Source organism: Micromonospora sp. NPDC049559 (assembly GCF_040676675.1).
Lineage (GTDB): Bacteria > Actinomycetota > Actinomycetes > Mycobacteriales > Micromonosporaceae > JBFAPK01.
Genome location: NZ_JBFAPK010000065.1, coordinates 1 through 19685, shown reverse-complemented (window position 1 = coordinate 19685; position 19685 = coordinate 1). Strand labels below are relative to the sequence as shown.

Sequence of the window (19685 nt, the reverse complement as noted above, 5' to 3'; positions counted from 1 at the left end):
GGCCGAGGGCCGATCCCCGGGCCGCCCGCCGACCGCCCGCGCGCTCGACGGTCCGACGCGGGGGCGAGGCCCGCCACCATCGGCGGGGGCGGTGCGCGCTCCCCTCCGGCGGCGTGGTTACGGTGTGGTCGTGGCGCTCTCGTTGGCTTTCTCGCCCTGCCCCAACGACACTTTCGTCTTCCACGCCCTGGTGCACGGGCTGGTCCCGGACGCCCCGCCGGTCGAGGTGACCTACGCCGACGTGGACGTCACCAACACCGCCGCCGAACGCGGCGCGTTCGACCTGGTCAAGGTGAGCTACGCGGCGCTGCCCTGGCTGCTCGACGACTACGAGCTGCTGCCCTGCGGCGGCGCGCTCGGGCGGGGCTGCGGGCCGCTGGTGCTCACCCGGGGCGACCGGGACGACCTGAGCGGCGCGACCGTCGCCGTACCGGGCGAGCGGACCACCGCGTACCTGCTCTTCCGGCTCTGGTCGGCGCGGCGCCCGCCGGCCCGGATCGAGGTCGTGCCGTTCCACGAGATCATGCCCGGGGTCGCCGCGGGGCGGTACGACGCCGGACTGGTGATCCACGAGGCGCGGTTCACCTACCCGCGCCACGGCCTGACGGCGCTGGTGGACCTCGGCGAGTGGTGGGAGGGCGACACGGGCCTGCCGATCCCGCTCGGCGCGATCCTCGCCCGCAAGGGCGCGGTCGACCCGGTCGAGGCCACCGGATGGGTCCGCGCCTCGGTACGCCGGGCCTGGGCCGATCCGGCCGCCACCCGGGGGTACGTGCTGGAGCACGCCCAGGAGATGGAGCCGGCCGTGGTCGACCAGCACATCGGCCTCTACGTGAACGAGTTCACCGACCGGCTGGGCGAGGCCGGCTACGGGGCGGTCAACGCCCTGCTGGGGCGCGCCGCCCGGGCCGGCCTGACCCCGCCGGTACCGCCGCTGGCGGAGCCGGCCCGGGCCTGACCGGCCGGCTCAGATCTCCAGCTCGCGGGCGACCGCGTGGACCAGCTGCGCGACCGTCTGCGCGGTCTTGCGGTCCGGGAAGCGGCCCCGGCGCAGGTCGGGCTGCACCTTCGCCTCAAGCACCTTGATCATGTCTTCGACCAGCCCGTGCAGTTCCTCGGCCGGCCGCCGACGCAGCTCGGCCACGGAGGGCGGGGCGTCCAACAGCTTCACGCCGAGCGCCTGCGCGCCCCGGCGGCTCTCCACCACGCCGAACTCGATCCGCTGGCCGCCCTTGAGCTCCGTGACGCCAGCGGGCAGCGCACCCTTGGGCAGGAACACGTCGCCACCCTCGTCACTGGTGACGAACCCGTACCCCTTGGCCGCGTCGTACCACTTCACTCGCCCGGTCGGCACCTGTAGACCTCTGCTTCGTGTGAGACTGCTGGTGTCACAAGGCTAGCCGCATCGACCGGTTCAGCGCCGCAGGGAATCCGGTCAGATCGTCCAGTACGAGCTTCGCCCCGGCCGTGAGCAGTTCGGACGCCGAGCATGGGCCGGTCGTCACACCGATGCCGGGAACGCCGGCGACGCGGGCGGCGGTCATGTCCGCGACGTGGTCGCCGACGTAGAGCACCGCCCCGTGCTCGGTCAGCGCGGTCGCCTTGCCCTCCGCGAACAGGTCGCCGACCACCTCGTCCACCACCAGCCCCACGTGCTCCAGGTGCAACCGGGCGAGCCGGCCGAGCTTGGAGGTCACCACCACCGCCCGCAGCCCGGCCCGGCGGACCGCGGCGATCGCGTCGAGGGCGCCGGGCAGCGGCAGCGACGGCGTGATCGCGTACGAGGGGTAGAGCGCCCGGTACGTCTCGACCGCCGCCTCCACCCCCTCCGGCGGGAACCACAGCCCCAGCTCCTGCCGCAGCGGTGGGCCCAGCCGCGACACGGCCGCGTCCGCGTCCACGTAGACCCCGGTCCGCTCGGTCAGCGCCCGGTACGCCGCCGCGATGCCGGGACGGGAGTCGATGAGGGTCATGTCGAGGTCGAAGCCGACAGCGGGGGAGGTCATGTCGACGATCGTGACATGGGCCATTTGGTCGCGGCCATCTCGACCACCGTCCGAGGCGCGGGACCGGCTCCCGGCCGGATAGCGTGGAACGACGATGACCACCTCACTCGCCGACCACCTGAGGACGCTGCCCGACGACGCGCTGGCGGCGCTCTTCCAGCTCCGGCCGGACCTCGTCGTGCCCGTACCGGCCGACCTGTCCGCGCTGGCCGCCCGCGCCCAGTCGCGGGTCTCGGTCGCCCGGGCGCTCGACGGGCTGGACCAGTTCACCCTGCAGATCCTGGACGCGGCCCGGCTGACCCGGGACCCGGACGATGACCTGACCTCGGTCGCCGCCGTACTGGCGGTGGCGGCGGTGCCGGCGCAGGGCGTCGAGCCGGCCGCGGTACGCGCCGCGGTGGACCGGCTGCGCGCGCTGTTCCTGCTCTACGGCCCGGAGACGGCGCTGCGGGTGGTGCCGAGCGTGGACGAGGTGTGCCCGGCGTACCCGGCCGGTCTGGGCCGGCCCGCCGCCGAACTGGACGACGCCGCGGCCGAGCTGGTGGCCGATCCGGCCCGGCTGCGCCGTACCCTGCTCTCCGCGCCGCCGCAGGCGCGGGCGATCCTCGACCGGCTCGCCGCCGGCCCGCCGGTGGGTACGCTCCCGCCCGGCGCGCTGCGCGGGCAGCCGCCCGCGCCCGGTCCGGACGGCGGGCTCGGCGCCGACCAGGGCGGCGCCGGCAGCGCCGCGATGGTCCGCTGGCTGGTCGAGCACGCGCTGCTGGTGCCGATCTCGGACGCGCCCTCCTCGCCCGGCGGGGCGGCCGTGGAGCTGCCCCGCGAGGTGGGGCTGCTGCTGCGGCGGGACACCGGGCCGCTGGGTTCGGTCCGCCCGCGCCCGCCGGCGCTGGGCGCGCAGTCCCGCGAGCCGAAGGCGGTCGACTCGGCCGGCACCGGCCAGGCGATGGAGGCGGTACGGCACACCGAGGCGCTGCTGGAGAACCTCGCCGCCGAGCCGGCGCCGGTGCTGCGCGCGGGCGGGGTCGGGGTGCGCGACCTGCGCCGCCTGGCCCGGGCCACGGGCGTGGACGAGCCGACCGGCGCGCTGCTGCTGGAGGTGGCGTACGCGGCCGGCCTGATCGGCGAGCTGGAGTTGAGCGGGTCGACCACCACCCGGGCCGGCGCCGACCAGCAGGTGCTGCCGACCACGGCGTACGAGGTCTGGCGAAGCGCCTCGCTGGCCCAGCGCTGGGACCACCTGGCCCGCGCGTGGCTGACCATGAGTCGGCAGGCCGGCCTGGTCGGGCAGCGCGACGACCGGGACCGCCCGATCGCCGTCCTCTCCGCCGAGGTGGAGCGGATCGGCGCCACCGCCGCGCGGCGGGCCGTGCTCGGCGTCCTCGCCGAGCTGGAACCCGGGGCGGCACCCGACCCGGAGGAGCTGCTCGGACTGCTCGCCTGGCACGCGCCCCGGCGCAGCAAGGGACGCGAGGCGGCGCACCGGGAGGCGCTCACCGAGGCGGCGCTGCTGGGCGTGACCGGGCTCGGCGCGCTCACCTCGTACGGGCGGCTGCTGCTGGCCGACGAGCCGGCCGACGGGCGGACCGCGGCCGAGGATCCGCTGGGGCTGCGCCCGCAGGCCGGCGCGGGCGCGGACGAGCCCTCCACGGCGGTACGGGCGCTGGACGCGCTGCTTCCGGCGCCGGTCGACCACTTCCTGGTGCAGGCCGACCTGACCGTGGTGGTGCCCGGCCCGCCGGACCCGACGCTGGCGGCCGAGCTGGAGGCGGTGGCCGAGCCGGAGTCGGCGGGCGCCGCGAGCGTGCACCGGGTCACCGAGACCAGCGTCCGGCGGGCGTTGGACGCCGGCTACGCCGCCGACGACCTGCACGCCCTCTTCCAGCGGCGCTCCCGCACCCCGGTGCCGCAGGGGCTGCGGTACCTGATCGACGACGTGGCCCGGCGGCACGGCGGCCTGCGGGTCGGCTCGGCCGGGGCGTACCTGCGCAGCGACGACGAGGCACTGCTGACCGAGGTGCTCGCCGACCGGCGGCTCGAACCGCTCTCGCTGCGGCGGCTGGCGCCGACCGTGCTGGTCACGCCGTTCCAGGTGGGACGGATGTTGAACGCGTTGCGCGAGGCGGGGTACGCGCCGGTGGCGGAGGACGCCAGCGGCGCGGCCGTGCTGACCCGGCCGAAGGCCCGGCGGGCGCCGGCCCGCGCCTCGGTGGCCAACCGGGTCACCGACCCGCTGGCCCCGCCCCGGCTGACCCGGCCGCGGCTGCTCGGCATCGTCGAGCAGGTCCGCCGGGGCGACGCGGCGGCCCGGGCGGCCCAGCGGGCGCCCGCGACGGTGCGCGCCGCGGGCGGCCGGGACGGCGCCGGTACCGCCCAGGCGCTCGCGCACACCCAGGCGCTCGCGGTGCTCCAGCAGGCGGTACGGGACAAGGCGCTGGTCTGGGTCGGTTACGTCGACGCACACGGGGCGACCGCGTCCCGGCTGGTCCGCCCGGTGTCGATGGGCGCGGGCTACCTGCGCGCCGAGGACGAGCGCACGGACATGCTGCACACGTTCGCGCTGCACCGGATCACCGCCGCGGTGCTGGACGAGTAGCGCTCCGCGCTCGGCTCAGTCGTCCCGCAGTTGCCGCAGCGTGGCGACGATGGAGACGAGGAGCAGCAGCCCGAAGGCGGTGCCGGCGGACTCGCCGACCGAGTCGACGAAGCCCTGCCGGAGCACCAGCCAGCCGTAGAGGAACCAGCCGAACAGGACCACGGCGACCAGGGCGTACCCGATCGCCGTGGCCCGGCTGACCGGCGCGCCGGCCGCTCCGTTCTCGGGCCCCGGTTCGTGTTCCACGGTCATCCGTCCTCCCCAGGCCGCGCCCGTCCCCGGAGTACCAGAGTCGCACTCCCTGTCCGGATCGCCCAGGTGTCCGAACCGGCTTCCCTGCTCAGGTGCCGCGGCGGCTTCCCGGGTCAGGTGCCGGGGCGGCGGCCGAAGAGCTTGACGGTGGTGCCGACCTTCCCCAGCGACCAGAGCTTGCGGGCGTCGGCGGGGAGCAGGTTGACGCAGCCGTGCGAGCCGATCGACTTGTTGTGCAGGTACGTGGTGGTCTCGTGGAAGCCCATGCCCTGGGTGAAGTGCTGCCAGTACGGCAGCCACACCTCGTACGGGTCGGACCACTCCTTGACGTTGCGGAAATTGATTTTGTACGTGCCGGCCGGCGTCCGGTAGCCCGGCATTCCGGTACGCGTGACGGTGGGCGGCATGATCACCTTGCCGTCGCGCATCGCCCAGACGGTCTGCAGGGTGAGGTCGACGCAGAAGGTGGTACCCGCACCGGCGTGGCACTTGGCGGTGTCGGTGCTGGCCAGCCGGCGCGCGACGTCGGCCGTGGCGGGGCCGGCCCGCCCCTCGGCGGGTCGGATGTCGTACCGCCGCTGGAACTTCTTGATCGCCGCGCAGTCGGCCGCCGACTGCTTGCCGTCCACCGCGACGGTCCCAAATCCGCCGAGCCGGGCCAGGTACGTCTCGACGTCGCGCTGCTTCTCGCCCTCGGGACACCCGGCGGCCTTCGTCGGTGTCGGGGCCGGCTTGGACGCGGTACGGCTCGGCGTCGGCGTGGTACGCGCCGGCCTGGCCGGGGTCGTCGGGGTGACGGTGGGGGTCTGATCCGGCCCGGGCGTGCCGCTCGCCCCCGATGCCCGCTCCGCCACGCTGACCGGTGCGACGGATGATTCGCCCCGGTCCGGTGTCGGATCGAACGTGCACGCGCCGGCCCCGACCAGTACGACGGCTGCCACCAGGACGACGCGGACGGCGGTACTCGGACGGATCATCAGCCCTCCCAGGCAGCAGTCGTTGAGCAAGACGCATCAGAGTGCCGGTCCGGTTGCTTTCGGTGAAAGATTTTTCCGGTTCGTTATGCGCCGTGCAAGACTGGAGGGTCGCCCGGCTGCCGCCGGATGCGACCGGTTTCCGACGGGAGGTCGTTGGCGTGAGCGGTGGACCGTTGATCGTGCAATCGGACAAAACGCTCCTGCTGGAGGTCGACCACCCGGACGCGCAGGCGTGCCGGATGGCCATCGCGCCCTTCGCCGAGCTGGAGCGCTCGCCCGAGCACGTGCACACGTACCGGTTGACCCCGCTCGGACTCTGGAACGCCCGCGCGGCCGGGCACGACGCCGAGGGCGTGGTCGACTCGCTGCTGCGCTACTCGCGCTACCCGGTACCGCACGCGCTGCTGGTCGACGTGGCCGAGACGATGGACCGGTACGGCCGGTTGCAGCTGGTCAACGACCCCTCGCACGGGCTGGTGCTGCGCGCCCTGGACCGGATGGTGCTGGTCGAGGTCGCCAAGAGCAAGAAGCTCGCCGGCATGCTCGGCGCGAAGCTGGACGACGACAGCATCCTCGTCCACCCGTCCGAGCGGGGCCGGCTCAAGCAGGCGCTGCTCAAGCTCGGCTGGCCGGCCGAGGACCTGGCCGGTTACGTGGACGGCGAGGCGCACCCGATCGAGCTCGCCGAGGCGGGCAAGGACGGCCGGCCGGCGTGGACGCTGCGGTCGTACCAGCGGGAGGCGGTCGAGCAGTTCTGGGCCGGCGGGTCGGGCGTGGTGGTGCTCCCCTGCGGCGCCGGCAAGACCCTGGTCGGGGCGGCGGCGATGGCCGAGGCGAAGGCCACCACGCTGATCCTGGTCACCAACACGGTCGCCGGCCGGCAGTGGAAGCGGGAGCTGATCGCCCGCACCTCGCTGACCGAGGAGGAGATCGGCGAGTACTCGGGCGAGCGGAAGGAGATCCGTCCGGTCACCATCGCGACGTACCAGGTGCTCACGGCGCGCCGCGGCGGCGCCTTCACCCATCTCGACCTCTTCGGGGCCCGCGACTGGGGCCTGGTCATCTACGACGAGGTGCACCTGCTGCCCGCGCCGATCTTCCGCTTCACCGCCGACCTGCAGGCCCGCCGCCGGCTGGGCCTGACCGCGACGCTGGTGCGCGAGGACGGCCGGGAGGGCGACGTCTTCTCGCTGATCGGCCCGAAGCGGTACGACGCGCCGTGGAAGGACATCGAGTCGCAGGGCTGGATCGCCCCGGCCGACTGCACGGAGGTACGCGTCACGCTCACCGACGCGGAGCGGATGGCGTACGCGACCGCCGAGGCCGAGGAGCGCTACCGGATGGCGGCGACCGCCCGGACCAAGCTGCCGGTGGTCAAGGCGCTGGTGGAGCGGCACCGCGGCGAGCAGGTGCTGGTCATCGGCGGCTACATCGACCAGCTGCACCAGCTCGGCGAGTTCCTGGACGCGCCGATCGTGCAGGGTTCCACGACCAACAAGGAACGCGAGCGGCTCTTCGACGCGTTCCGCTCCGGCGAGGTGGCCACCCTGGTCATCTCGAAGGTGGGCAACTTCTCCATCGACCTGCCCGAGGCGACGGTGGCCATCCAGGTCTCCGGCACGTTCGGTTCGCGGCAGGAGGAGGCCCAGCGGCTGGGCCGGGTGCTGCGCCCGAAGGCCGACGGTCGCCAGGCGCACTTCTACACGGTGGTCTCGCGGGACACCATCGACACCGAGTACGCCGCCCACCGGCAGCGCTTCCTCGCCGAGCAGGGCTACGCCTACACGATCGTCGACGCGGACGACGTGCTCGGGCCGTCCCTGCCCACCGTCGACTGACCATCCACCGTCGCCGGACCGTCCACCGTTCTCCTGCCCAGCGTCGACTGGAACAGGCCGCGCGCGGCGGCGCGGGCGATGACCCGGGCGATGTGCGGGTCCTCCCGTTGCACCTCGACCAGCGGCCGGACCGGCACGCCATGGCCGTCCGCGGTGGTGACCACCACCGCGGGCGGCAGCCGGGGCAGCAGGCGGGCCCGCAACTCCCCGAACGGCGTCATCCACCGCAGCGGGCCCGGGCGCAACGGGCTGCGGTCGTAGCCGCTGAAGTCCCGCCACCGTTCCACCCAGCGCAGGCAGTTCGGGATGCTCTCGATCCAGTCCGCCAGCGCGGGCAGGTCGTCACCGGCCACGGCGACCTCGATCCGAGTCGGCCGCAGCGGGACCCGCTGCAGCGCCGCCGCCAGCTCACCGTCGATCAGGTACGCCAGCTCGGGCGCCCGCCGCAGCAACACGTCGAGGTCGCGGAGCAGCAGCGTGGCCGTGTCGGTCCCGAAGCTCTCGTCGCCTTCCTCGTCGTCTTCTCCGCCCTCTCCCCCGCCGTCTTCCTCGGCGCGTCGGCGCTGGGCAGCGAGTTCGGCGGCGGCGAACTCGGCCAGTGCCGCGTCGATCGACGCGTCGAGGTCGGCGTCCCGGGCCTCCACGTCGAGCCGCAACTGCTGGCCGAGCCCGTCGAAGAGCCGCTCGATCAGGCCGGTGGTCGGTTCGATGCCCCCGTGCTCGAAGCGGGAGACCTGCTGCTGCGTGAGGCCGACCCGCGCCGCCAGCGCCTCCTGGCTGAGCCCCGCCGCCTCCCGCTCGGCCCGCAACAGGCGACCCACCCGACGGGCCAGGCCGGGGCGAGTGTCGGGCATGTCCCCATCCTCCGGAGCGTCCGCGCCCCGGACCACCGGACGACGCCGACCTGTGGATAACTCGACGTGCTGTGGATAACCCTGTGCACAGCCCGGAAAAGTAACTTTCGCCGACGCCTTCACATCACATTCGTTGTGGCCACTACGGGTGTGTTGTGGAGCCGACGAAGAGACTTGGTTTTCGCCGACGACACGCCCGCCCCCGCCCGCCCCGGGTCCGAGGCGGGCTCGGGTCCGAGGCGCGCGCCGCGTCGGGAGGCCGGGGCGCCCCAGCCCTCAGGTCGGCACCGCGGCCCTCAGGTCCGCCCAGCCCTCAGGTCGGCACCTCGGGCCCGCCCGCGAGCAGGTCGGCCATCAGGTCGCCGTGCTTCTCGACCCGGGCCAGCGCCTCGGCGGCGGTGCACTGGCGTACCGGGCGCCGCCGCCGGGTCGAGACCGCGGCCTCCACCTCCGCCCAGGTCAGCGGCGTCGAGACGGTGGGCGATGCCTGCGCCCGCAGCGAGTAGGGGGTCACCGTCGTCTTGGCGGCGCTGTTCTGGCTCCAGTCGATGAAGACCTTGCCGGGCCGCAGCCGCTTCGCCATCTTCGAGGTGATCCCCTTGGGTTCGGCCCGCTCCAACTCCTCCGCCACCCGCTTGGCGTACGCGGAGACCACCTCGGCCGGCTGGCCGCCCGCGATCGGGCAGCAGAGCTGCATGCCCTTCTTGCCGGAGGTCTTCGGGTAGCTGGCGATGCCGTCCTCGGCTAGCCGGTCCCGCATGCGGATCGCGACGCCGCAACACTCCGGCAGCCCGGCCGGCGCGCCCGGGTCGAGGTCCACCACCAGCATGTCCGGGTGCTCCCCCACCCGCCACTGCGGCGTGTGCAGCTCCAGCGCGGCGAGGTTCGCCAGCCAGACCAGCGTCGGCAGGTCGTCGGCGACCACGTAGTCGAGCATCTCCCGCCCCTTGCTCGACCCCGGCGCGGGCAGCCGCTCCAGGCGTACCCAGTCTGGGGTGCTGGCCGGGGCGTTCTTCTCGAAGAAAAACGGCCCGTCGACCCCGTTCGGATACCGGATCCGGGTCAGCGGCCGGTCCCGCAGGTGCGGCAGCAGCACCGGCGCGACCCGGGTGTAGTAGTCGATCACCTCGCCCTTGGTGAAACCCGCCTCCGGGTAGAGCACCTTGTCCAGGTTGGACAGCTCCAGCGCCCGGTCCTCCACCTCGACCCGGATCCGGTCAGCCGGCATCGTCCACCTCCGCCGGGGCCTTGTCCGGGCGCAGCCGGCGCAGCCTCGGGAACCGCAGCCGCCCGTCCGGCGTGCGCTGGCCGTACTTGACCTCCACCACGATCTCGGGTCTTACCCAGATCGCGCCGCGCGCATCCTCCCGCGGCACCCCAGGGGCGAACGGGGACCGCTCCGCCCGCAGCGGCTCCAGCAGCCCCAACAGCTCCCGCTCGGTCGCCGCGCCGATCCCGCCGCCCACCCGCCCCCGATAGACGAGGAGTCCGTCCGGCCCCGGCACGCCGACCAGCAGCCCGCCGATCTTGCGGGCCCCGGGGCGCCAACCGCCCACCACGAAGTCGGCGGTCACCTCAAGTTTGACCTTCACCCAGTCGGGCGAGCGCACACCGGGCTGGTACGTGGAGGTGAGCCGCTTCGCCACCACCCCCTCCAGGCCGTGCTCGCCGGCCGCCTCGTACGTGGCCCGGCCGTCCGGGAAGACGGGCGGCACCGCCCAGCGGGGACCGGCCAACTCCAACTCGTCCAGGGTCAGCCGCCGCTCGCGGTACGTCCACCGGGTCAGGTCGGCCCCGCGCAACCGGAGCACGTCGAAGATCATGTAGGTCACCGGCATGCTCGCCGCCAGCCGCGCCGCCCGCCCCTTCTCCCGTACGTGCATCCGCTCGGCCAGCGCCGTGAACGAGGGGATCCCGGCCCCGCTCAACACCACCACCTCGCCGTCGAACAGCACGTCGTCCAGCCGCTCGCCCAACGCGCCCAGCTCCGGATAGGCGGTGGTGATCTCGACCCCCGACCGGGCCCAGAGCCGGGTCGACCCTCCCCGGACGTCGGCGATCGCACGAACGCCGTCCCACTTGAACTCGTACCCCCAGTCGGGGCCCGAGGGCAGCTCGGCGGTGATCGCGAGCATCGGCTTGAGCGGCGCGCCGGGCACGCCCACCAGCCTAGATCCAGCAGGAAACGCTCGTCCGTGCTTCGATCAGATGGAATCCTGGTCGATACGGGGACAGGAAGGAGCGGGGATGCGGGCAATCTGGCGGGGGGCCGTCTCGTTCGGCCTGGTCTCGATCGCGGTCCGGCTCTACTCCGCCACGGAGGAGAAGGACATCCGCTTCCACCAGGTACACCGCACCGACGGCGGGCGGATCCGGTACAAGCGCACCTGCTCGATCGACGGCGAAGAGGTCAGCTACGACGACATCGCCAAGGGGTACGACATCGGCGGCGGCGAGATGGTGGTCCTCACCGACGAGGACTTCGCCGAGCTGCCGCTGACCACCTCGCACGCCATCGACGTGCTGGAGTTCGTACCGGCCGAGCAGGTCGATCCGATCCTCTACAACCGCGCGTACTACCTGGAGCCGGACGGGGCGGCGACCAAGCCGTACGTGCTGCTGCGTGACGCGCTGCTCGACTCGGAGCGGGTGGCGATCGTCAAGGTGGCGCTGCGGCAGCGGGAACAGCTCGCCACGCTGCGGGTACGCGAGGGCGTGCTGCTGCTCAACACCATGCTCTGGCCCGACGAGATCCGGCAGCCCGACTTCGGCTTCCTGGACGAGGACATCAAGGTCCGCCCGCCGGAGCTCGCCATGGCCAGCTCGCTGATCGACTCGATGGCGGGGGACTTCGAGCCGGACGTCTTCACCGACGACTACCGGGCCGCCCTCCAGGAGATCATCGACGCCAAGGTGGAGGGGCGCGAGGTGGTCCAGCCGGAGGAGGTGGAGGAGGCGCCGGCCGCGGCGGTCGACCTGATGGCCGCGTTGAAGGCGTCGGTGGATCGGGCCCGGGCCGCCCGGGGCGAGGAGCCGTCGGGCGGTCGGCCGACCCCGATCTCCTCGGCGAAGTCCGCCCAGAAGGCCGCGAAGGCGACGAAGAAGGCGACGCCGGCCGAGAAGAAGGCCGCCGAGAAGAAGGCCGCGCCCAGGAAGACCGCCGCCAAGTCGGGCGGCGGCGCGAAGAAGACCGCCCAGGCGGAGAAGAAGGCGGCGGGCAAGGCCGCACCCAAGAAGGCGGCCAAGAAGGCCGCCCGCAAGACCGCCTGACGCCGATCCGGCAGGATGGTTCCGTGATCGACGCAGTGATCTTCGACCTGGACGGCGTGATCGTCGACTCCGAGCCGGTCTGGGAGGAGGTGCGCCGGGGGTACGTCGCCAAGCGCGGCGGCCGGTGGCAGCCGGACAGCCAGCGCCGGCTGATGGGCATGAGCACCGGCGAGTGGGCGCGCTACCTCAGCGAGGAGCTCGGCGTCGACCGCTCGCCCGAGCGGGTCGCCGAGGACGTGGTCACCGAGATGACCGAGCGGTACCGGGCGCACGTACCGCTCGTCGACGGCGCGGACGACGTGGTCCGCCGGCTCGCCGTGAACTGGCCCCTGGGGCTGGCCAGTTCCTCGCCGCCCCGGCTGATCGAGGCGGCCCTGGCGGCGACCGGACTGACCGGCGCGTTCCGGTTCACGCTCAGCACCGAGCGGGTCGCGCGGGGCAAGCCGGCGCCCGACGTGTACCTGACCGTGGCGGAGCGGCTCGGCGCCGACCCGGCCCGCTGCGTCGCGATCGAGGACTCGTCCAACGGGATACGTTCGGCCGCCGCGGCCGGGACCCGGGTGGTGGCGGTACCGCACGCCTCGTACCCGATCGACCCGGACGCGCGCGAGCGGGCCGCGCTGGTCCTGCCGTCGATCGGGGCGCTGACCGAGCAGACGATCCGCTCGCTCGACTGACGGCGGGCGGCCGGGACGGAGGGCGAGTGCCGGAGACGGACGACGAGGGGGCCCTCGTGGCCGCCGCGCGGGCGGGCGACGGCGACGCGTTCACGCTGCTCACCGAGCGGCACCGGCGGGAGCTGCGGGTGCACTGCTACCGGATGCTCGGCTCGTTCGACGAGTCGGAGGACCTGGTGCAGGAGACCTTCCTGCGCGCCTGGAAGGGGCTCGGCGGCTTCCGCGCCCGCTCGACGTTCCGGGCCTGGTTGTACCGGATCGCGACGAACGCCTGCCTCGACGCCCTCGCCGGGCGGCCCCGCCGGGTACTGCCGCAGCAGCTCGCCCCCGCGTCGGCCCCCGGATCGCAGTCACCCCGTACCGACATCGCCTGGTTGCAACCGTTTCCGGACCGGCTCGCCGAGCCCGACCCGCAGGGCGAACCGGCCGCGCCGGGCGCCGCCGAGCCGGAGGCGGCGGCGGTCGCCCGGGAAACCCTGGAACTGGCCTTCCTGGTGGCGTTGCAGCACCTGCCGCCCCGGCAGCGGGCCGCGCTGATCCTGCACGACGTGCTGGGCTGGCCGGCGAAGCAGACCGCGACCCTGCTGGAGTCGAGCGTGGCGTCGGTGAACAGCGCCCTGCAGCGGGCCCGGGCCACCCTGCGCGAGCGGCTGCCCGGTCGGCGCCTGGACTGGGCGCGGACGGCGGAGGCCACCGGACGGGAGCGGGCGGTGCTGCGGCGGTACCTCGACGCGCTGGAGCGGGCCGACCTGGCCGCCATGGCCGAACTGCTGGCCGAGGAGGTCCGTACGGCGATGCCGCCCTGGCCGCTGTGGTTCCAGGGGCGGGAGACGGTCCTCGCCGCGTTCGCGGAGAGCTGGGACCCCGGCTCACCGGCGTACGTGGGACGGTTCCGCACGCTGCCGACCCGGGCGAACGGACGGCCGGCGGCCGCCGCCTACGTGGACGTGGCCCGACCGGACGACCCGGTGTACCGACCCTTCGCGATCTCCGTACTGCGGATCGAGGACGACCGGGTGGTCGAGGCGACCGCCTTCCACTCCCCGCACCTCTTCCCGGCGTTCGGCCTGCCCGAGGCGCTGCCACCGGCGCACCGATGAGTTTTCGGGGCGCCCGCCGTCTCAACGGGAACCAGGGAGGGGCGTACCCGAAAGGCCCCTCCGGATCCGCGAGGCGATCCTGACGGAGGTAGTACCCGTGGCGAAGTTCCTGTACTCGGTGACCATGTCGCTCGACGGCTTCATCGCCGGGCCGGGCGGCGACATGTCCTGGCTGACCCCGCATCTCGGGCCCGACCCGGCGGTCGAGGACCTGATCGGCCGCATCGGCGCGCTCCTGGTGGGCAACCGCACCTTCGGCGGCGACGACCCCCACCGGGGTACGCCCCGGGAGGGCAAGCCGTTCGGCGGGGGCTGGACGGGACCGCAGTTCGTCCTGACCCACCGGCCGCCGGCCGCCCCGGTGCCGGACGTCTCCTTCGTCGGCGACCTGGCCAGCGCGGTCGCCGCGGCCGGCGCCGCCGCCGGTGACCGGTACGTCAACGTCCTCGGCGCCAGCGTCGCCCGGCAGTGTCTGGCGGCGGGCGTGCTCGACGAGATCCTGGTGCTGATCGCCCCGGTGCTGCTCGGTGACGGCGTCCCGCTCTTCGCGCAGCCGGGCGGCGCGGACGTCCGGTTGGAGCGGCTCGGCGTGGTCGAGGCGGCACGCTCCACGCACCTCTGGTTCCGCGTCGCGCGGTAGGCGTCGCGGACCCGCGAGTGGTCCGGACAGCGGAAAGGGTGTGGCGGTCCCGCCGCGCGACCGCCACACCCTCCCGCCGCGAACCGGTGAACGATACCGGCGCCCGCGCTGCTGGCTAGGGGCAGATCTTGAAGCTGGTCTTGATGCTGTCGTTGCGGTTCTTGATCCCGGCCGTCACGTACGCGTCGACGTTCATGCACGCGTTCTTGTAGGTGGCCGTCTCGGCGAACCGCACCGGCCGCCCGCTGTTGGACTGCTTGTAGGAGGCGGCACTCGCCGAGGAGCTGCTCTCGCGGCTGGCGACGGTGACGTTACCGCAGTTGATGGTGGGTGCGGCACCGACGGCGAACGGCGGGTACGCCACCGAGATGTTCGGGGTGATCGAGCAGGTGTGGTTGTACCACCGCTGGGTCATCGTCACCTCGGTCAGCTTCTTCGAGCTCCGGCACTTGGTGCCGCCCAGCGCCTTGACCGTCATGACCGGATTCACCAGCGTGCGGTTGTAGACGTAGCTCTGTCCGACGTACTTGCTGTAGCTCGACTTGACGTCCCACTCCAGCTTTCCGTAGAGGCTGACCTTGACGCAGGCGCCGAGGTCGGTGTTGAGGGTCTTCGTGACGTTGTACGACTTCGAGCGGTGGGTGCCGGCCTGCGCGGCGCCGGTCAGGACGGCCACACCGCCGGCCGCCACCCCCACTCCCAGGAGGAGAGAAATCAGCTGCACCAGGCGCTTCTTCATCGCTGTTCCTTCGTGTGATCCGGATGGGTCCTGGCGACCTGCGCAGCCCCCGGGGCGCCGCCAGCGACCTACAGCCAACCGACGGCGACGGTGTCCCTCAAGGCGTCGTGCCGGCCGGTACGGTCCCGGACACCGCGTCCCGCCGCCGGCGTCCCGTCCCACCGCACGTCGCCCCGCCGTCGGCGTCCCGCACCGTCCCGCCGGCCTGTTCCGCGACGCGCGGGTACGCGGGGCACCAAGTGTTCATGATCGGAACAACTGCCGGCCCCGGAACGTGCATTGATCATCCGCAACCCGGTCCGAACCTGAACCGGCGCCAACCCCCCACTCGGGGGGCGCGTCGGACAGACCGGGAGGAACCATGTCGATCAGGCGGCTAGCCACCGCCGCGGCCGCGCTCGTGGCGGTCGCGGCGACGGTGGTGCTGACTCAGCACCAGTCCACACAGTCGGGGCAGGTCGCGCTGGCGGCCAGCGCCGTACCGCAGTTCGACCACATCGTGCTGGTGATGTTCGAGAACAAGAAGTACTCGGAGATCAACGGCTCGTCCAACGCCGCGTACTTCAACTCGCTCGCGTCGCAGGGCGCGAAGTTCACCCAGTCCTTCGGGGTGACCCACCCGAGCCAGCCCAACTACATCGCGCTCTTCTCCGGCTCGACGCAGGGCGTCACCAACGACGACTGTCCGAAGAACTTCACCGGCAAGGCCAACCTCGGCCGGCAGCTCATCGACGCCGGCCGCAGCTTCAAGGGCTACTCCGAGTCGATGCCGTCCAACGGGTACACCGGCTGCTCCAGCGGCGAGTACCGGCGCAAGCACAACGGCTGGGTCAACTTCGACAACGTACCGGCCGCCAGCAACCTGACCTTCGCGAGCTTCCCGACCGACTACACCAAGCTGCCCACGGTCGCCTTCGTCAGCCCGAACATGTGCAACGACATGCACGACTGCTCGATCAGCACCGGCAACAGCTGGCTGAAGAGCAAGCTCGACGGGTACGCGCAGTGGGCCAAGACCCACAACAGCCTGCTCGTGGTCACCTTCGACGAGGACAGCGGCAGCTCGGTCAACCAGATCTTCACCACCTTCGTCGGCCAGCACGTGGCGGTCGGCACCTACTCGAACCAGATCAACCACTACACCGTCCTGCGCACCATCGAGGCCGCGTACGGCCTGCCGGGCATCGGCAGCGCGGCCAACACCAGCCCGATCACCAACGTCTGGCAGTGATGTACCTCGCCACCGTCGGCACCACCGGCACCACGTCCGCGGGCGGCTCCCGCCGGCGGGCGTGGCGCCTGGTCGGGGCGAACGTGCTCGCGCTCGGGGCGGTCAGCCTCGTCACCGACGTCTCCGCCGAGATGGTCACCGCGGTCCTCCCCGTGTACCTGGTGCTCGGCCTGCACCTCGGGCCGGCCGCGTACGGCGTCGTCGACGGCGTCTACACCGGGGCCACCGCCGTACTCCGGCTGGTCGGCGGCTACCTCGCGGACCGGGTGAACCGGCGCAAGGCCGTCGCCGGGGCCGGGTACGCCCTCTCCGCCGTGGCCAAGCTCGGCCTGCTGGCGGTGGGCGGCTCGGCCGCCGGACTGGGCCTGATGATCGCCGCCGACCGCACCGGCAAGGGGCTGCGCACCGCGCCCCGGGACGCCCTGATCACCCTCTCCGCCCCGCCCCACCTGCTCGGGCGGGCATTCGGGCTGCACCGGGCGATGGACAGCGCGGGCGCGTTCCTCGGCCCGCTGGTCGCGCTCGGGGTCCTGGCCACCGCCGGAAACGCCTTCGACGCCGTCTTCGTCACCAGCTTCTGCGTCGCCGCGCTCGGCGTACTGCTGCTCGTGCTCTTCGTCCGCGACCACCGCGACCCGCGCCCGGCGACCGCGGTCTCCCCGCGCGCGGTGCTCGGGCTGCTGGGCGACCCCGCGGTGCGGCGGATCACCCTCGCCGCGCTGTTGCTCGGCTTCGCCACCATCGGCGACGGCTTCGTCTACCTGCTGCTGCAGCGGCGCGAGGAGTTGGCGGTCGGCTGGTTCCCCCTGCTCGCGGTCGGCACCAGCCTGGCGTACCTGCTCCTCGCCGCGCCGCTGGGCGCGCTCGCCGACCGGATCGGCCGGCTGCCGGTGCTGCTCGGCGGCTACGCCGCCCTGGCCGCCGTCTACCTGCTGCTCTTCGGGCCGCTGGGCGGCTGGCCGCTGGTCGTCCTCGCGCTCGCCCTCTACGGACTCTTCTACGCCGGTACCGACGGCGTGCTGATGGCGCTGGTCGGGCCCCTGCTTCCCGCGCGGCTGCGCACCACCGGCCTCGCCCTCGTGCAGACCGCCCAGGCGCTCGCGTACCTCGGCTCCTCCGTCCTCTTCGGACTCGCCTGGCAGCACTGGGGTCCCGCGGCGGCCACCCGGATCGCGGCCGGCTGCGTCGCGGTGGCGGCGCTGGCCCTCGCCGCGCTCCTGCTGCGGCTGCCCGGTGTCACCGCCGGACCGGACGCCGACCCGGGCGGACCCGGCGGTGGCCCGGGCGGGTCCGGCGGTGACCCGGGCGGGCCGGGCGGTGGTGCGGGCGGACCGGGCGGGCCTCGGCCCGACCGTACGGGGGTGCCGGCGTGACCACGGCGCGGAAACTACTGGTCGCGCTGGCCGCAACCGTGCTCCTCGGCGGCGTCGCGGTCGGCTACGTCCGCCTCGCGGGGGCTCGCGGCGGCGCCGGAGCGCCGGTCGCGGCCGGGCGGGTCAGCCTCGCCGACGGGCCCGAACTGGTCTTCCGCAGCACCGCCGCCGGCTCGGCCGGGCACCTGGCCGCGCTGCCGCTGCCCTCGGGTGCTGTCCCGTCTGGTGCTGTCCCGTCCGATGCTGTCCCGCCGGGTGCCGTCCCGTCGGGTCCCGTCCCGTCCGGTCCCGCCTCCCCGCCGGCCGGTCCGGTGCCGTCCCGTACGGTCGCGGCCCTGGACTGCGCACGCTTCCACGCCGCCGGCGGCACCGGCGTGTGCCTGCGTCCGGACGGGGCCCTGAGCACCTTCCAGGTCGCGGTCCTCGACGCGGACCTCGCGGTACGCCGCTCGATCCCCCTGGTCGGCGTGCCGAACCGGGCCCGGGTCTCGCCGAGCGGCCGGATGGTCGCCTGGACCGTCTTCGTCACCGGCGACTCGTACAACGGCGGGCAGTTTTCCACCCGGGCCGGCATCCTGGACACCCGGACCGGGAATCTGGCGGGCAGCCTGGAGGAGTTCGCGGTGACCCGGGACGGGCGGCCGTACCGGGCGGCCGACCTCAACTTCTGGGGCGTCACGTTCACGGCCGACGACAACCGGTTCTACGCGACGATGTCCACCGCCGGGCGGCGCTACCTCGTGGAGGGCGACTTCGCGGCCCGTACGGTACGGACCCTGGCGGAGAACGTCGAGTGCCCGTCCCTATCACCGGACGGCGGCCGGATCGTGTTCAAGTCGGCGGTCGGCGGCGACCCGGGACGCGGCTGGCGGCTGGCGACCATGGCGCTCGCGACCGGGCGGCGGACCGAGTTGGCCGAGTCGCGCAGCGTCGACGACCAGGCGATCTGGCTGGACGACCACACCGTCGCGTACGGGCTGCGGCGCGACGGCGGGCACGCCGACGTCTGGGCGGTACCGGCCGACGGGTCGGGCGCGCCCCGCCTGCTCGTACCGGACGCGGAATCCCCGGCCGCGCTCGACTGACCCGGCCGCGCTCGACGCACCCGACCGGCGCTCGACGGACCCGGCCGCGCCCGGCTCAATGCCCGACGCGGCCGCCTCGGGTTGGCGGAACGGGACGCCTGGACGGATCTGTCCCGACCGCCTCCGGGCATTGAGCCGGGTGGTTCACCTCGATTTTCCTGGAATGGCTAGCAGACAGTTCGACGCGTCTTTCCGCACAGCCAATCCAATCCTGATCGAGGTATGAAGATGAAGCGCATTCGGGGTCAGCGGTCCCTGCTCATGGTGGGTCTCGGAGTCATCGTCGCGGCGGTCGCGGCCAGCGCGCTCGCGGCGCAGGCGAAGCCGGCCACCACCGCGACCAAGTCGTCGGCCACGAACCAGTCGGCGAGCGAAACGGCCGCGAAGAACGCCTCCAGCCTGCACCGGAAGAAGTTCAACGTCAGCAAGACTGTTTACGCCAACGACCCCAAGGTCAAGACGTGCGTCCGGATCACGCTCTACGGGACCCTGGAATACGAGAAGAGCAAGAGGAGCACCTTGAAGGGCAGCACCTGGACGGTCTACTCGGGCCGGAAGGTCGTCAACCCGACCATGACCGTGTCCTCGTTCTCGGGGCCGAAGTGCCAGGGGGCCCGCAAGTCGGTGAAGCTGAACCGGGCCGACCTGAGCCAGCGCTGGTACACGTCGAACTGCACCTTCAACCCCGGCATCTCGGTCGGCTTTCCCTGGGCGGTGGCGGTCGCTCCGACGGTCAACTGCAACCAGGTGACGGTGGCCCAGAACGTCACGCAGCACCTGAACAAAGCGGCGTCCTACCGGCAGTCGAACAGCAACAAGGAGATCAAGTTCGACGGCGCCGAATACAACAACGCCTGCCTCACCGTCGACGCCTCGGTGAAGGTCTACAAGAAGAATGCCGCCGACTCGGCGGACACCACCTTCAAGGTCTGCCCGTCCTGACCGAGCGGTCCGCGGCACGGCCCGGGGGGGGGGGGGGCCCGGGCCCCGGGGGGGGGGGGCGCGCGGGGGGGGGGGGGCGGGCCGCGCCCGGGGCGGGGGGGCCGCGGC

Annotated in this window: 19 protein-coding genes; 11 read left to right on the top strand and 8 right to left on the bottom strand. The window is 73.3% G+C overall.

Going from position 1 to position 19685, the window contains the following annotated elements:
• Positions 1 to 130: 130 nt before the first annotated feature.
• Positions 131 to 958: a 1,4-dihydroxy-6-naphthoate synthase gene (locus AB0J86_RS37935; RefSeq protein WP_363863471.1), complete on the top strand. Its 828-nt coding sequence runs from the start codon at positions 131 to 133 to the stop codon at positions 956 to 958.
• A 9-nt stretch (positions 959 to 967) separates the two neighbouring features.
• Here AB0J86_RS37935 and AB0J86_RS37930 read toward each other — a convergent pair whose 3' ends face one another.
• Positions 968 to 1354 carry a cold shock domain-containing protein gene (locus AB0J86_RS37930; protein ID WP_363863468.1) on the bottom strand — a complete coding sequence of 129 codons (387 nt, stop codon included), beginning with the start codon at positions 1352 to 1354 and terminating at the stop codon, positions 968 to 970.
• Between the two features lie 34 nt (positions 1355 to 1388).
• Positions 1389 to 2006 carry an HAD family hydrolase gene (locus tag AB0J86_RS37925; RefSeq protein WP_363863465.1) on the bottom strand — a complete coding sequence of 206 codons (618 nt, stop codon included), beginning with the start codon at positions 2004 to 2006 and terminating at the stop codon, positions 1389 to 1391.
• A gap of 94 nt (positions 2007 to 2100) precedes the next feature.
• On the opposite strand from AB0J86_RS37925, the gene AB0J86_RS37920 reads away from it, so the two are divergent.
• Positions 2101 to 4599: a helicase-associated domain-containing protein gene (locus tag AB0J86_RS37920; protein WP_363863462.1), complete on the top strand. Its 2499-nt coding sequence runs from the start codon at positions 2101 to 2103 to the stop codon at positions 4597 to 4599.
• A gap of 15 nt (positions 4600 to 4614) precedes the next feature.
• On the opposite strand, the gene AB0J86_RS37915 is transcribed toward AB0J86_RS37920, so the two are convergent.
• Positions 4615 to 4851, bottom strand: coding sequence for a hypothetical protein (locus AB0J86_RS37915; protein WP_363863458.1), 237 nt, complete (start codon positions 4849 to 4851; stop codon positions 4615 to 4617).
• A gap of 113 nt (positions 4852 to 4964) precedes the next feature.
• On the bottom strand, positions 4965 to 5828 hold the full coding sequence (locus AB0J86_RS37910; protein ID WP_363863455.1) for a L,D-transpeptidase family protein: 864 nt from the start codon (positions 5826 to 5828) through the stop codon (positions 4965 to 4967).
• Positions 5829 to 5986: 158 nt separating this feature from the next.
• Between AB0J86_RS37910 and AB0J86_RS37905 the strand changes: the two genes are divergently transcribed.
• Complete coding sequence (locus AB0J86_RS37905) at positions 5987 to 7666, top strand: DNA repair helicase XPB (RefSeq protein WP_363863452.1); 1680 nt, start codon at positions 5987 to 5989, stop codon at positions 7664 to 7666.
• Here AB0J86_RS37905 and AB0J86_RS37900 read toward each other — a convergent pair.
• The 3 genes from AB0J86_RS37900 to ligD (AB0J86_RS37890) all read right to left on the bottom strand — a co-directional run bounded on the left by AB0J86_RS37900 (position 7609) and on the right by ligD (AB0J86_RS37890) (position 10679).
• Positions 7609 to 8520, bottom strand: a complete 912-nt coding sequence (locus AB0J86_RS37900) for a helix-turn-helix transcriptional regulator (RefSeq protein ID WP_363863449.1) — start codon at positions 8518 to 8520, stop codon at positions 7609 to 7611. The genes AB0J86_RS37905 and AB0J86_RS37900 overlap by 58 nt on opposite strands.
• A 313-nt stretch (positions 8521 to 8833) precedes the next feature.
• On the bottom strand, positions 8834 to 9748 hold the full coding sequence (gene ligD, locus AB0J86_RS37895; protein WP_363863446.1) for a non-homologous end-joining DNA ligase: 915 nt from the start codon (positions 9746 to 9748) through the stop codon (positions 8834 to 8836).
• Complete coding sequence (ligD, locus tag AB0J86_RS37890; protein ID WP_363863444.1) at positions 9738 to 10679, bottom strand: non-homologous end-joining DNA ligase; 942 nt, start codon at positions 10677 to 10679, stop codon at positions 9738 to 9740. Before ligD (AB0J86_RS37890) ends, ligD (AB0J86_RS37895) begins: the two co-directional genes overlap by 11 nt.
• A gap of 88 nt (positions 10680 to 10767) precedes the next feature.
• Here ligD (AB0J86_RS37890) and AB0J86_RS37885 point away from each other — a divergent pair, with 88 nt between their 5' ends.
• The 4 genes from AB0J86_RS37885 to AB0J86_RS37870 all read left to right on the top strand — a co-directional run bounded on the left by AB0J86_RS37885 (position 10768) and on the right by AB0J86_RS37870 (position 14207).
• Positions 10768 to 11790 carry a Ku protein gene (locus tag AB0J86_RS37885; protein WP_363863441.1) on the top strand — a complete coding sequence of 341 codons (1023 nt, stop codon included), beginning with the start codon at positions 10768 to 10770 and terminating at the stop codon, positions 11788 to 11790.
• Positions 11791 to 11813: 23 nt separating this feature from the next.
• Positions 11814 to 12467 carry an HAD family phosphatase gene (locus AB0J86_RS37880; protein WP_363863438.1) on the top strand — a complete coding sequence of 218 codons (654 nt, stop codon included), beginning with the start codon at positions 11814 to 11816 and terminating at the stop codon, positions 12465 to 12467.
• A gap of 26 nt (positions 12468 to 12493) precedes the next feature.
• Positions 12494 to 13567, top strand: coding sequence for an RNA polymerase subunit sigma-70 (locus AB0J86_RS37875; RefSeq protein WP_363863435.1), 1074 nt, complete (start codon positions 12494 to 12496; stop codon positions 13565 to 13567).
• A gap of 97 nt (positions 13568 to 13664) precedes the next feature.
• Positions 13665 to 14207, top strand: a complete 543-nt coding sequence (locus AB0J86_RS37870) for a dihydrofolate reductase family protein (RefSeq protein ID WP_363863432.1) — start codon at positions 13665 to 13667, stop codon at positions 14205 to 14207.
• Positions 14208 to 14322: 115 nt separating this feature from the next.
• On the opposite strand, the gene AB0J86_RS37865 is transcribed toward AB0J86_RS37870, so the two are convergent.
• Positions 14323 to 14946 carry a hypothetical protein gene (locus AB0J86_RS37865; protein WP_363863429.1) on the bottom strand — a complete coding sequence of 208 codons (624 nt, stop codon included), beginning with the start codon at positions 14944 to 14946 and terminating at the stop codon, positions 14323 to 14325.
• Positions 14947 to 15307: 361 nt separating this feature from the next.
• Here AB0J86_RS37865 and AB0J86_RS37860 point away from each other — a divergent pair, with 361 nt between their 5' ends.
• From AB0J86_RS37860 to AB0J86_RS37845, 4 genes are all read left to right on the top strand, one after another.
• Complete coding sequence (locus AB0J86_RS37860; protein ID WP_363863426.1) at positions 15308 to 16177, top strand: alkaline phosphatase family protein; 870 nt, start codon at positions 15308 to 15310, stop codon at positions 16175 to 16177.
• Positions 16177 to 17550: an MFS transporter gene (locus AB0J86_RS37855; RefSeq protein ID WP_363863495.1), complete on the top strand. Its 1374-nt coding sequence runs from the start codon at positions 16177 to 16179 to the stop codon at positions 17548 to 17550. The genes AB0J86_RS37860 and AB0J86_RS37855 overlap by 1 nt, the downstream gene beginning before the upstream one ends.
• Positions 17547 to 18635, top strand: a complete 1089-nt coding sequence (locus AB0J86_RS37850) for a hypothetical protein (RefSeq protein WP_363863423.1) — start codon at positions 17547 to 17549, stop codon at positions 18633 to 18635. The genes AB0J86_RS37855 and AB0J86_RS37850 overlap by 4 nt, the downstream gene beginning before the upstream one ends.
• Positions 18636 to 18863: 228 nt before the next feature.
• Entirely contained in the window at positions 18864 to 19577 is a 714-nt protein-coding gene (locus AB0J86_RS37845; protein ID WP_363863420.1) for a hypothetical protein, read from the top strand.
• Positions 19578 to 19685: the final 108 nt, after the last annotated feature.

What these genes read in the sequence shown, in the direction of transcription:
- AB0J86_RS37925 (WP_363863465.1), bottom strand. Translation starts at nt 2,006, where the DNA reads ATGACCTCCCCCGCTGTCGGCTTCGACCTCGACATGACCCTCATCGAC.
- AB0J86_RS37920 (WP_363863462.1), top strand. Translation starts at nt 2,101, where the DNA reads ATGACCACCTCACTCGCCGACCACCTGAGGACGCTGCCCGACGACGCG.
- AB0J86_RS37915 (WP_363863458.1), bottom strand. Translation starts at nt 4,851, where the DNA reads ATGACCGTGGAACACGAACCGGGGCCCGAGAACGGAGCGGCCGGCGCG.
- AB0J86_RS37910 (WP_363863455.1), bottom strand. Translation starts at nt 5,828, where the DNA reads ATGATCCGTCCGAGTACCGCCGTCCGCGTCGTCCTGGTGGCAGCCGTC.
- AB0J86_RS37900 (WP_363863449.1), bottom strand. Translation starts at nt 8,520, where the DNA reads ATGCCCGACACTCGCCCCGGCCTGGCCCGTCGGGTGGGTCGCCTGTTG.
- ligD (WP_363863446.1), bottom strand. Translation starts at nt 9,748, where the DNA reads ATGCCGGCTGACCGGATCCGGGTCGAGGTGGAGGACCGGGCGCTGGAG.
- AB0J86_RS37885 (WP_363863441.1), top strand. Translation starts at nt 10,768, where the DNA reads ATGCGGGCAATCTGGCGGGGGGCCGTCTCGTTCGGCCTGGTCTCGATC.
- AB0J86_RS37865 (WP_363863429.1), bottom strand. Translation starts at nt 14,946, where the DNA reads ATGAAGAAGCGCCTGGTGCAGCTGATTTCTCTCCTCCTGGGAGTGGGG.
- AB0J86_RS37860 (WP_363863426.1), top strand. Translation starts at nt 15,308, where the DNA reads ATGTCGATCAGGCGGCTAGCCACCGCCGCGGCCGCGCTCGTGGCGGTC.
- AB0J86_RS37855 (WP_363863495.1), top strand. Translation starts at nt 16,177, where the DNA reads ATGTACCTCGCCACCGTCGGCACCACCGGCACCACGTCCGCGGGCGGC.
- AB0J86_RS37845 (WP_363863420.1), top strand. Translation starts at nt 18,864, where the DNA reads ATGAAGCGCATTCGGGGTCAGCGGTCCCTGCTCATGGTGGGTCTCGGA.